This is a genomic window from Spiroplasma litorale, from assembly GCF_001267155.1.
Lineage (GTDB): Bacteria > Bacillota_I > Bacilli_A > Mycoplasmatales > Mycoplasmataceae > Spiroplasma_A > Spiroplasma_A litorale.
In genome coordinates, this window is the sequence record NZ_CP012357.1 from 916,690 (window position 1) to 929,135 (window position 12,446).

The following is a 12,446-nucleotide window of genomic DNA, read 5'->3' on the forward strand; positions in this document are numbered from 1 at the left end:
AAAATTAAAAGTTGCCTAGACAACCTTTAATATTGTAAAACTACTTAGCAACTGCATCTTTCAATTGTTTAGCTGCTTTAAATTTTGCCACAGTTGTAGCTGCAATTTGAATTTTTGCACCAGTTGCTGGATTAACACCTTCACGAGCTGCTCTATCACTTGTCAAGAATTTACCAAACCCTGCGATTTGAACTTCCTCTTTACTTGTTAAAGCATTTGTGATTTCTTCAAATATATAATTTACCATTTTTTCTGCTTCTGCTTTAGAAGTACTAAAATTTACTGATAATTTTTCTGATAATTCTTTTTTTGTCATAGTAAAATCTACCCCTTATTGTTCTATACTACCTTAGCATACTTGAAAAAATTATTAATTAGTATACTAGGGTTAACATTATTGTATAGTATTTTATACATTAATTCAAATAATGGTGAATTTATTTTGTACTTTTCCATCATTAGGTGTGCTATCTTGGATGACATTACACCTTCAACGGTTTTTTTATGATATTTTAGTGCTGTAAGTGCGCTATTATTTTCTGCAATTGACATACCTAATGAAAAGTTTCTAGATTTAAATGAAGAACAAGTTAGTATTAAGTCTCCTAATGTTGCAAAATTCATAAATGTCTCAATTTTCGCACCAAAGTGTTTTGCAAATTGATATATTTCTGCATTACCAATTGTAATCAAAGAAGCTCTTGCATTATCTGATGCGCTATAGCCTTGTAAGATACCTGATGCAATTGCAATAACGTTTTTTAATGATGCGGCAACCTCACAACCCTCAACATCTGTTGTAGGTTTAACAATAAAGTATTCATTGCTAAACAATTCAACAATTTGATTTGCAAAATCTATATTTTTGCTACATGCCATTACACAAGTTGGCTTTCTTAAAATAACTTCAACTGCTACAGATGGCCCATATAATGCTCCATAGTTTTCTAGTATGTCTTTATTTTTTAATTTATTTGTAATTTTGTTGCTTAATAAATCAAGTTTTTCTTCATCCAATCCTTTTGCAATGTTAATAATCGAAACTTTTCTTTTTGAATACTTAATTATATTATCTAGTGATTTTTCAATTGCAAAAGTTGGAACACTTAAAATTATAACTTCAGCTTTTTCAATTGCAATCGCAAAATCTGTTGTTGCTTTAATGTTCTCATTTATTAAATAATCTCTAAAAAAAGTTGAATTTATATGATTTTCGTTTATATCGTTAACTTGATTTTGTTCTACACCATACATAATAACATTATGACCATTATCTGTTAAAACATTTGCCAGTACAGTTCCATATGCCCCTGTTCCAATAATTGTTATATTTTTATTCATATTTTTATTTCCTTTCTCTAAATATTATTTTTATAGGCACTCCTGTAAAATCAAAATATTGTCTTATTTGATTTTCAAGAAATCTTTTATATGAAAAGTGTACAAAACTAGGATTATTAACAAACAATACAAAAGTTGGTATATAAGCTTCAACTTGAGAACCATAATAGATTTTTAACCTTCCACCATTATGTTTTGGTGATGGATTTATTAATTGTGCTTTATTGAATATTTCATTTAATAAACTTGTTTTTATACGTTTTTTTAAATTATTATTTATAGTATCGATTAATTCAAAGATTTTATTTACTCTAACTTTTTCAGTAGCTGATGTAAATAATATTTTTGCATAACTTAAATATTTAAAATAAGACTTAATTTCTTCTTCTTTTTTATTCATACTATTTGAGTCTTTTTTTTCTACTAAGTCTCATTTGTTTGCAACTATAATTATTGGTTTGTTTTCTTCAAAAGCAAACCCACCAATATTTGAATCTTGGTCTGTGATTGGTAAACTAACATCTAACATCAACAATACTACATCTGATTTATTAATACTTGAAATCGATCTTATATAACTATATTTTTCAAGATTTTCATAAATCTTTCCTTTTTTTCGTAAACCAGCAGTATCAATAATTGTATAAACCTTGTCATTGAATTTTATTTCACTATCAACTGAATCAGTTGTAGTTCCTGGAATATCTGAAACTATCATTCTTTTTTCACCAAGTAATGAGTTTACAAAACTAGATTTTCCTACATTTGGTTTTCCAACAACTGATACTTTAACATTTTTACTATCAAAAACCTCATTTGCTTTTGGTAAGTTTTCAGTTATTTTATCTAATAAGTCACCAACACCAATTCCATGAGTTGAAGATACTAAAACTGGTTCACCCATTCCTAACGACATATATTCATAAGCATTATTAAAGTCATCTTTTTTATCATATTTATTTATAACTAAAATTACAGGTTTATTAGTTTTATACAAAATCTTTAGTACTGCATTATCTTCTGGACAAATTCCGTCTTTATAATTTAAAACAAATAAAATTAAGTCTGCCTCTTTAATTGCTATTTCGGCTTGCATTTTTATTTCTTTTGCAAACTTTGTGTCTTGAAGAGTTATTCCACCTGTATCAATTAATATAAAGGGTACTGTTAATCATTCTGCTTCTCCATACAATCTGTCTCTTGTAACGCCTGGTACGTCCTCTACAATTGATTTTTTTTCTCTTATAATTCTATTAAATAAAGTTGATTTACCAACATTTGGCCTACCAACAATTGCAACAATACCTTTATTTTTCATACATTCCCCTTTTATAGACTCTTAATTTTATTAATAACTAAAATAACTGCTTCATCAATTGAAATATCACTTGTATCAATTGTTCATGAATCTTTTGCAATTTTTAATGATCCTTGTTCACGATTTTTATCATTTTTATCTCTGTTTTCAATACTTTGATAAATATCTTTATAAATATTTGGTTCAATATTATTAATTTTATTTTGATTAAATCTTCTTTTTGCACGTGCCTCAATTGAACAATCAAAATAGATTTTTAAATCTGCGTTAGGAAGTACGACTGTTGTTATGTCTCTACCCACCATAATTATACTTTGTTTGCTTGCTATACTTTTTTGTTCTTCAACCATATAATTTCTAACTAAAGTATTATTTGCAATATACTTAATATTTTCAACAACATCTAGATCTGATAAAAAATTACTATAATTTTCATTATTTACATGTATTTCTTCATTATCTTTAAATTCATAACTAAAAGAGCTAATCATTTTAGAAACCTCTGATGTATTTTTCAAGTCTATATTATTATTTAAACAATATTTAGTAAATGCTCTATACATAAGACCAGTGTCAATAAATTTTAAGTTCAATTTATCAGATACAATTTTCATAACCGTACTTTTGCCACTACTTGCTGTACCGTCAACTGCTATTTTAATATTTTTTATCATTTATACTCCTTAAAAATCGATAAATACTGGTACTAAGATTGAAACCATCATAATCAGTATTATCACAACTAAAATTGGTATGACTCATTTCATTCCTCTTTTTTTAACTTTGCTAACATATGATTTTAAAACTTTTGCTTGAGATTTTTCAACCTTTTCTTGTACATCAACTAGCATATGGTGAGTTGGTCTTTTATCTTGAGTTCTCATTTGCTGAACAGTTGTCATAGATATATCTTGAGCAGCATTAAAACCTTTTGATTGTTTGTTTTTAAGTTTTTCAATATTTTTTTGAAAATTTTGTTGGCTCAAATTTAGATTATTTAAATATCTAATATACTTTTCATTTTTTAATGAAATATTTTCAACTTCATTTGTTAAATCGCTATTATATTCATTTTCACTTATTAAACTGTTTTCATTTATTTTTTTAAGTTCAGCAATTTCTCTTTTAAGTTCATATTTTAACTCATCAGGTAAAAAACTAGAGGAAGAATCTTTATCAAGATATGGTTTTTCAAATTGGTGTTTTTTATCAAATTCTGTTAATTTATCTTTAAAAAAATTGAAATCAATTTCTTTTAATCTTTCAAATGCAGAATAAATTATAGATTTATCATTTTGTAATTGTCTATTATAAACAATATCTTTTTTAACTTCTTCATGAAGTTTTTTATTTTTTTCCATTCTTGATTGAATTGCCATATTACACCTCTATGCTTTTATTATTATAAATTAAATGATTTAATAAATGAAATTATTGTAATATATTAATATAAAAGGAGATAACTAAATGAAAAAAACATGAATTGATAAAGATTTATGCATCGGTTGTATGGCTTGTGTAGAAATGGATGAAACTGATACACTGTTTATGGATGAAGATGGTTTAGCAGAAGCTAAAGAAAATGATCTTGAATTAAAAGAATGTCAAATGGTATGTCCTACAAGCGCTGTAAAAGTTAATGAATAAAAAAAGCATATTTCGATATGCTTTTTATTATCTTATAATTAATAATTTAAATGAGTTTTTAATTTCTTTTCCTTTAATAAATCATAAACTTCGCTTTCGTATTTTTTAGTTCCGTTTATAACTGCCATTAATGGATTTTCTGAAATTTTACATGGTAATTGTAATGTATCTGCAAAGTATTTATCAATACCTTTAATCATTGCAGTACCCCCACATAACACGATACCATTTCTAAAGATATCACCAGCTAATTCTGGTGGTGTTTCTTCAAGAACTTGAACTACCATATCAATTACTTTAGATAAAGGTATTTTTAAAACCTCTCTCATTTCTTGAGGTGTAACTTCGATTTCTCTTGGTAATCCTGAAACAACATCACGTCCGTATAATTTAATTGATCTTTCATCAGGGTATTTTGCTAATGAACCAATTTTAATTTTTGCTTGCTCAGCTGATTTAATTCCTATTTCTAAACCATATTGAGCTTTAACAAATTTTAATACTTCTTCATTCAATAAATTTCCTGCAACTTTAATTGATTTTGAAAGAACTATTTCACCAGCAGATAGAACAGCTGCATCAGATGTTCCTCCACCCATATCGACTACTAAATGTCCTGATGGAGCATCAACACGAACACCTCCACCAATTGCAGCCATTTTAACTTCTTCTTCAACGAATACATCAGCTGCTCCAAGGTTCATTGCAATTTTTTTAAGTGCACTTTTTTCTAATTCAGTAATCACTGATGGACAAGCCATTAAAACTACAGAATTTTTTAAGTATTTTTCAATTCTTAATCTTTTAAATATGTAATCTAATTGTGCTTGTGTTGCTTTAGCATCAGTTATAACACCATTTACCATTGGTCTAATAATTCTTAAATTTTTGTTCGCTTTTCCGATCATTTTGTAAGCTTCATTACCAACAGCAACTATTCTATTTTCTGGAACTTTATAAGCTACTATTGAGGGTTCATTATAAATAACCCCTTGTCCAGAAATATAAACTAGTGTATAAGCTGTACCTAAATCTAATGAAACATAAATTGGTTTTCTATTTGCCATATTTGTCCTCGCTTTAATAATATACAAATAGATTTTATCAAATAAATATGAAATTATTTATATATATGATTTATTTTTTTCATTTGTGGTTCTAAAACACCAAACAGTGAATAACATATTGTAAATCTTGCTAATTCAATTCCGAAAATTATAAATGTGTATGTTCATAATTTGTTTGAAAACGATGTTCAGTTTGCATGATGATGTTCGTGTTCATGTTCTTCTTCACTTAAATAATTTATTAATTTCATAACACTATGTTCTTCATGATCATGTAGTTCTTCTCCTGAACCTGAATTTAAATATATTATTAATACATTTATCATTGTGAAAACTATTGTAATAACAGGTACAAACGCAGCCATTGGAACCCATCTTTTTATTAAGTCAATTTTATTATTTGGATGTTTATGTGTGTATGAATTTTTAAATACAAAATAGTATAAGAATCATAAAACTCATATAAATATAAAATAACCAAATGCATCAACTAGTGATGATAATGGGTTGTGGATTGCTCCCCCATGAAGAAGCATATGTATCCAAGGCACAATAAAAGCAATACAACTACTAAATATTGGTCCTAAACTTCCTATAGATAAAGTAATAACTAATATGTCAAGAAATCTTGTTGGTAGTATAACTCCGTCGATTGGAACAATTAAATGTTCGATATACATATCCATAGCAGTTGCTCCAATAGCAATCGCTAACATCATTGCAGATAAAGTTAATCTAAATGTTAAATTTCTTTTGCTTGTATAAATACTTGTTTTTCAATTGAAATCATCTTCTTTTACGTCATCATGATTTCCAAAAATATCATAGTGATGTTCTTCATGATAATGATCTTTTTTAGAGTTTTTATCATTATTGTGTTCTAAAACATCATGTTCTTTTTCATTATTTTCATTGTTATTTGAATTATTATTCATAATATTCCTCCTATGGAATATTATAAACTAAATTATAAAAATTATAAATATAAATTATAATTTTTATAATTTAAAAATAATCTTATCTAATGTTTCATGAATAGAAATATAAATAATAAAATTTATACTGTATTTTAAAGCATTGAACCCAAAAATGATAAGGCCATATAAAAATCAATTTAATTTAAGAGTTTCAAGAAAATATTCAGTAGATGAATAGTAACCTAAAAAATATATATACATTGGCAATAAAAAGGTAAAATTTAAGATTACATTTATTAAACCAACAGAGACTATACATAAAGAAAATGAAGCAATGTTCATTAAATAAAAGTTTACTTTTTTCTTGTGATTTATGAATCTTGAAAACAACATATTCAAAAGCAAGTAAATTCAAAAAGCAAGTAAATCAGATATGTTAAGACTTATTAAACCCACAAAATCATTATCAATTCAACCAAACCTAATTCAAGTACCTAAAAAGATCATTATAGTTGCATAAAAAGAATTTACTGATTTTCAAATAACTATGTAAGTAACAAAACTAAGTTCAACTCTCAAAAAGCCAAGAAATGCAACTTTAGATAAAGTAATAAAACAGATAAATGACAAAAGAACATTCACAGCTAAAAGCAATGATAAATAAGTTATTTTTTTAGTATTTAATTTAAAATAATTATCTACAAATTTTTTTCATTTTTGTTTTTTGGTAGTTAAAAAATGTTCCTCATTTTCTAAATCAATCTCATTATATTTATCGTCAATTTTCATATTTAAATCTCATTTCTATAATAATAATATAAAATTATTTTGTATTAAGGAGCGAAATTATGAAAAAAAATGTTTTTGAAGTTATTATTGAAAATCCTAAAGGAAGTACAAACAAATTTGAATACGATATGCTTACTAAAAGCATAAAACTCGATAGAGTTTTATTTGGTGCTAATTTTTATCCAGGTGAATATGGTTTCATTGATGAAACACTTGACTGAGATGGTGATCCATTAGATGTTATATCACTTGCAACATACCCAACATTCCCAGGTGTAAAAGTGAATGTAAGAGTACTTGGAACAATAAAAATGATTGATGCTGGAGAAATTGATTCTAAGTTGTTTGGTGTATTTAATGATGACCCAAGATTTAAAGATTATCAAGATCTTAAAGATGTTCCTCAACATTTAAAAGATGAAATTGAAAACTTTTTCTTGCAATATAAAGCATTGCAAAAAAAAGAAGTTAAAATTAATGGTTGAGGCGAAATTGATGATGCTTTAAAAGAAGTTGAAGAATGTAAAGAAAGATTTAAACAATATAAAGATAGATATCTAAAACCAGGTGGAAGAGAAGAAATTTTAGACGAATGAAAATCTAAAGGACTAGGTCAAGGTTAATAAAAGTTTAGCAAATGCTAAACTTTTTTTTATAAAAATGTAAATGGACCTAAAAATTTCATATTTAATGTTTTACTATTAAACCTAAATATTTTAAAGTTAATTCTATTAAAATTTGTTGCATATACCCTTGCAGCAGTTATGTCATATCGATAACTTTGACAATATTCATCAACAAATGCAATAATTTCGCTTTCATATTTTGTTTCTAAAATTAACTTAATTCTATTTATATAAAACATATCTATAACAAGAAGTAAAAAAGATGTAATTGCAATAATTTGCAAAATTGGGTATGTTAATAAGAATTCATAAAACTTATTCGAAACAATATCGACTGGATTATTTAATACAAAATAATAAACAATATAAAGAATAAAACTTAAAATTGTAAATAAATAAAAAATTATCAAAAAAATAAATGGTATTACAGATGCAAAGAAGTTAAATTTTTTCAAAAAGTTATCCTTTTGATAAACTTTTATATTGTATCAAATACTTGCAATTATATAGTCCAATTCATATCCAATGCTTGGCATTATTCATTTAGGTATTTCAATTGTTTTCTTTTTTTTATTTAACATCTGATAAATTCTTTGATAGTTATCTTTACTACCATAATCTATATTAAAATCTGATGCCTTTAAGTATATTTTTAGATTATTTATTATTTCATCAATTTTACTTGTTGAAATATTTGCATCAGGAGAGTTTATTTCCAATATTTTTATTTTTGAATAAAGAACAGTATAAAAAAGTTTCAATGTAAAAAAACAAATAAGTGTTAATATTAAGGCAATTAATAATATTTTATTTAAATCTGACAAAAGTCATCACCAATCTTTTTCTATCTTTTATATTTATCAAATAAATACTTAATATCTGGTTTTAAACCATTTACTTTATTAACATCATAAACTGTATTAAAATTACGTACAATTCCATGAGAAGCCATAAATGCATTTACAAAAAACTTACCTTTTTTGTATGATATGGGTTTTAAACTTCCCCCAGCTGTTAAACCAGCTGCAAAAAACCTTGTTCTATAATCACTGACCAAATCAAAATCTTCAAGTATAGTATTTGTGTCAATATTGTGTTTGCTCATTCATGCCAATTCTTTATTTAATCTTGTTTTTGTTTCTTCTTCATTAGGTCAAATTTCATTATAAAGAACCAATCTTGATTGCATTTTACACCCTGAAGCAATTGCCAATGACGCCATTAAGCAGCCCTCAGGAGCTCCACCAATTCCATAAACGAAGTCTGCTTCACCATTAACAACATCGATTGCTGCTAAAACATCTCCATCTTGTATAAGTCTAACTATAACTCCAATCTTATTTAATTCTTCTATGATTTTATAGTGTCTAGGTTTATCTAAAATTATACATCTTAGATCTTTTCTGTTTTCTTGTTCTTGCATTTTTAAAACATTGTTAACAATTCCGTCTGCAAGATTAATTGTATTAACGTATTTATCTTTTACAAATAACTTTTCCATATACATTTCAGGCATTTGCAACATTGTATTTTCTCTTGATACAGCAATAGTTGAAATACTTCCCGCGAAGTTATATGCAGCAGGATTTGTGCCCTCTATTGGGTCTACAGATACATCAAAAATAGGAGATTCAGGATTGTTTATATCACCAAGCATTTGATTAACATATAACATGGGCGCATTATCTAATTCACCTTCACCATTGATTACTTTTAGTATAAACCCCTTTTCATTTTTTAACATTACTTCAAAAGCTTCTACAGCTGCCTTATCAACTAGATTTTTATCTTTTTTGCCAATATATTTATATGAAGCAATAGCAGCAACTTCTACAGTTCTTAGTAAAATAATATCTTTATTCATCTTTCCTCCTAGACCAAATTAATTATAACAATAAATCAACCTACATTTTAGGACTTTATTTTATATCCTTTAAATGTAATAATAAAACTATATAATATTGAAGAGAGGTATTTTATGAAAGATAAAAGAAGAATACAAGATAACTTTTTTAATGCTATGAATCAAGAATGAATTGAAAAAACAGAATTGCCAAGCGGTTATCCATCATGAGGTAGTTTTGAAATTCTTCATAAAAAATCTATAGATAACATTAAAGAGTTAATACTTGAAATAACAAAAAAAGATAAAACAAGTTTAAATGATGAACAAAAAAAGATATCAGCAATATATAGAAATTATTTAAATTGAGAAAAACGTAATGAGCAAGGTATTGAACCGCTTATGAGTATGATTAATGCAATTGATAATTTAAAAGATAAAAAAGACTTTACAAGTTTTGTATCAAATTATTATAATCGATACTATACAACATTCTTTTTTGGTAAAGGCGTGGATTCAGATTTTAAAAACAGTAACCTAAGAGCATTATTTATTTCAACAATGGGCTTAGGAATGTCAGATAGAGATTTTTATGAAGAAACACACCCAAGACATAAAGAAATTAAAGAAGCTTATAAAACATATATTAATTCATTAGTTAAAGAGTCAAAAATAAAGTTTTCAACAAATAATTTATTTGACTTAATTTATAATTTTGAGGTAAATATATCAAAATCAATGTTTAAAAAAGAAGAATTAAGATCACCTGAAAATATATATAATGTTGTTGATTTAAAAGAATTAAATAAATATTGTGATTTTATAGATTGAGAACAATACTTAAAAGCAACAAAATACAATAAAGCAAGTTTAATTATTTTGACTCAACCAAAATACTTTACTAAATTAAACGAGATGCTTAAAGAAATGAATCTTGATGACTTAAAAGATTTTATGAAGTATCAAATATTATCTAATTTTAGTGGTATGACTTCTGAAACATTCTATAAAATTGGTTTTGATTATAGTTCAGTTTTTAGTGGCGTTAAAGAAATGAAACCCGAAATTGATCGTGCTGTTGAATATACAAATAATAAGCTAGGTGAAATTTTAGGTAAAGAATATGTTAAAAAATATTTTTCAGAAAAAGCTAAAAAAGACGTTCTTGGAATTGTAAAGAAACTAATTAAAGTATACAAAAATAGAATAAATAATTTAGAATGAATGAGCAAAGAAACAAAAAGTAAAGCAATCGATAAACTTGAAAGTTTTACAATTAAAATTGGGTATCCTGATAAATTTGAAACATATAAAAAAGTTCTTATTAGAGATTATGAAGATGGTGGAAGTTTATTTGAAAATGTATTTAGTATTATTAAATACTTAATTGAAAAAGAAATAAAAGAAATTAATTTACCAGTTGATAAAGATAAATGATATATGTATCCACAAACTGTAAATGCGTATTACAATCCGAGTTCAAATGAAATTTGTTTCCCAGCTGCAATATTACAATCTCCATTTTACGACATTAATGAACCTAGAGCAAAAAATTTAGGGGGAATCGGTGCTGTTATTGGACACGAAGTTAGTCACGGATTTGATGATGAAGGAAGTAAATTTGACAAGGATGGAAACTTTAACAATTGATGAACTGAAAAAGATTATGAAGAGTACAATAAAAGAACTCAAGATTTAGTTGAACAATATAATAAATATGAAATAAATGGTTCAAATGTAAATGGTAAACTTACTCTTGGAGAAAACATTGGTGATTTAAGTGGTTTGGCTGCTGCATTAGATATATGTAAAGAAGAGAAACCAGATGATTTAAAACTATTTTTTGAAAACTATGCAATCATATGAAGAAGAAAATCAACTGATGAACTAAAAAATACTAGATTATTAATTGATCCACATTCACCTGAAGAATTTAGATGTAATGGTGTATTGGTTAACATTGATGAATTTCATACAATCTTTGGTACAAAAGATGGTGATGAAATGTACAAACCTAAAGAAAAAAGAATTAAAGTTTGATAAAAAACACCATTAGACATAATAGTAAATACTTTTATGTTATTAATTGGTGATTTTTTTACTCAAAATATAATTAGTTACAAGAAATAAAAAACTAATTATAAATTAGTTAAGGTAAATATTGATTTTAATTATTCTTCAACGTTATGAAAAACGTTTTGAACATCTTCTAATTCATTTAATCTATCAATTAATTTTTCAAATTTTTGTTTTGCTTCATCTTCAGTAATTTTTATGACTTCATTTGCCAACATTGTTGTTTCAGCGATTTCATAATTTTTAATTTCTAATTTATCTAAAGCTTTTTTAACAGAATTAAATGAGTTTAATGGAGCATAAACTATAACAAGTTCATCTTCTTCAACAACATCGTTTACTTCACATTCTTCTTCCATTAAAAGTTCTAAAACTTGTTCAACATTATGACCGCTAAAACCAAATATACTTGATGGTGTGAATGAATGAGATACAGATCCACTAGTTGCAATTTTTCCACCATTTTTATTAAAAACATCTCTTATTTCTGCGATTGCTCTATTAACATTATTTGTTAAAGATTCCACAATTATCATAGAGTTTCCAGGACCATATCCTTCATATCTATTTGATATAAAGTTATCTGTTGAATTACCCTCTGCTTTTTTTATCGCTCTTTGAATTACATCAGCTGGCACTTGTTTTGATTTTGCTTTATCTACAGCACTTCTTAGTGCTAAATTTGATTCAACATCCTTAGTTCCGTTTTTCGCCGCCATATATATTTCTTTTGAACATCTTCCATATAAAGCTGATTTCATTGCAGCGGTTTTTGCCATACTTTGTTTTCTTACTTCATGCGCTCTTCCCATAATACTCCTT

Annotated in this window: 14 protein-coding genes; 3 read left to right on the plus strand and 11 right to left on the minus strand. The window is 26.1% G+C overall.

Annotated features, from left to right (window positions below):
* Positions 1 to 40 precede the first annotated feature (40 nt).
* From SLITO_RS04295 to SLITO_RS04315, 5 genes are read right to left on the minus strand one after another with little or no spacing between them, the layout of a single operon-like run.
* A complete protein-coding gene (locus SLITO_RS04295; RefSeq protein WP_075058536.1) occupies positions 41 to 316 on the minus strand; it encodes an HU family DNA-binding protein in 276 nt (91 codons plus the stop codon).
* 23 nt (positions 317 to 339) lie between these two features.
* Positions 340 to 1,341, minus strand: coding sequence for an NAD(P)H-dependent glycerol-3-phosphate dehydrogenase (locus SLITO_RS04300; RefSeq protein WP_075058537.1), 1,002 nt, complete (start codon positions 1,339 to 1,341; stop codon positions 340 to 342).
* A gap of 4 nt (positions 1,342 to 1,345) precedes the next feature.
* A complete protein-coding gene (gene der / locus SLITO_RS04305; protein ID WP_075058538.1) occupies positions 1,346 to 2,659 on the minus strand; it encodes a ribosome biogenesis GTPase Der in 1,314 nt (437 codons plus the stop codon).
* 11 nt (positions 2,660 to 2,670) lie between these two features.
* Positions 2,671 to 3,333, minus strand: coding sequence for a (d)CMP kinase (cmk, locus tag SLITO_RS04310; protein WP_075058539.1), 663 nt, complete (start codon positions 3,331 to 3,333; stop codon positions 2,671 to 2,673).
* A gap of 9 nt (positions 3,334 to 3,342) precedes the next feature.
* Complete coding sequence (locus SLITO_RS04315) at positions 3,343 to 4,038, minus strand: hypothetical protein (RefSeq protein WP_075058540.1); 696 nt, start codon at positions 4,036 to 4,038, stop codon at positions 3,343 to 3,345.
* 88 nt (positions 4,039 to 4,126) lie between these two features.
* Here SLITO_RS04315 and SLITO_RS04320 point away from each other — a divergent pair, with 88 nt between their 5' ends.
* Positions 4,127 to 4,306 carry a ferredoxin gene (locus tag SLITO_RS04320; protein ID WP_075058541.1) on the plus strand — a complete coding sequence of 60 codons (180 nt, stop codon included), beginning with the start codon at positions 4,127 to 4,129 and terminating at the stop codon, positions 4,304 to 4,306.
* A gap of 38 nt (positions 4,307 to 4,344) precedes the next feature.
* Here the strand turns inward: SLITO_RS04320 and mreB are convergent, their stop codons facing one another.
* The 3 genes from mreB to SLITO_RS04335 all read right to left on the minus strand — a co-directional run bounded on the left by mreB (position 4,345) and on the right by SLITO_RS04335 (position 7,079).
* Entirely contained in the window at positions 4,345 to 5,373 is a 1,029-nt protein-coding gene (gene mreB, locus SLITO_RS04325; protein WP_075058542.1) for a rod shape-determining protein, read from the minus strand.
* 53 nt (positions 5,374 to 5,426) lie between these two features.
* The gene (locus SLITO_RS04330; protein WP_075058543.1) at positions 5,427 to 6,308 is read right to left on the minus strand and encodes an ECF transporter S component; all 882 of its coding nucleotides are present in this window, start codon (positions 6,306 to 6,308) and stop codon (positions 5,427 to 5,429) included.
* A gap of 63 nt (positions 6,309 to 6,371) precedes the next feature.
* Positions 6,372 to 7,079 (minus strand): hypothetical protein, encoded by a 708-nt coding sequence (locus SLITO_RS04335; protein ID WP_075058544.1) that lies wholly within the window; start codon positions 7,077 to 7,079, stop codon positions 6,372 to 6,374.
* Between the two features lie 59 nt (positions 7,080 to 7,138).
* Here SLITO_RS04335 and SLITO_RS04340 point away from each other — a divergent pair, with 59 nt between their 5' ends.
* A complete protein-coding gene (locus tag SLITO_RS04340; protein WP_075058545.1) occupies positions 7,139 to 7,702 on the plus strand; it encodes an inorganic diphosphatase in 564 nt (187 codons plus the stop codon).
* Positions 7,703 to 7,731: 29 nt separating this feature from the next.
* Here the strand turns inward: SLITO_RS04340 and SLITO_RS04345 are convergent, their stop codons facing one another.
* Positions 7,732 to 8,529, minus strand: a complete 798-nt coding sequence (locus tag SLITO_RS04345; protein WP_075058546.1) for a hypothetical protein — start codon at positions 8,527 to 8,529, stop codon at positions 7,732 to 7,734.
* A 20-nt stretch (positions 8,530 to 8,549) separates the two neighbouring features.
* The gene (locus SLITO_RS04350) at positions 8,550 to 9,569 is read right to left on the minus strand and encodes a fructose-bisphosphatase class II family protein (protein ID WP_075058547.1); all 1,020 of its coding nucleotides are present in this window, start codon (positions 9,567 to 9,569) and stop codon (positions 8,550 to 8,552) included.
* A 114-nt stretch (positions 9,570 to 9,683) separates the two neighbouring features.
* On the opposite strand from SLITO_RS04350, the gene SLITO_RS05875 reads away from it, so the two are divergent.
* Positions 9,684 to 11,591 carry a M13 family metallopeptidase gene (locus tag SLITO_RS05875; RefSeq protein ID WP_083433379.1) on the plus strand — a complete coding sequence of 636 codons (1,908 nt, stop codon included), beginning with the start codon at positions 9,684 to 9,686 and terminating at the stop codon, positions 11,589 to 11,591.
* A 128-nt stretch (positions 11,592 to 11,719) separates the two neighbouring features.
* Here SLITO_RS05875 and SLITO_RS04365 read toward each other — a convergent pair whose 3' ends face one another.
* On the minus strand, positions 11,720 to 12,436 hold the full coding sequence (locus SLITO_RS04365) for a YebC/PmpR family DNA-binding transcriptional regulator (RefSeq protein ID WP_075058548.1): 717 nt from the start codon (positions 12,434 to 12,436) through the stop codon (positions 11,720 to 11,722).
* Positions 12,437 to 12,446 lie beyond the last annotated feature (10 nt).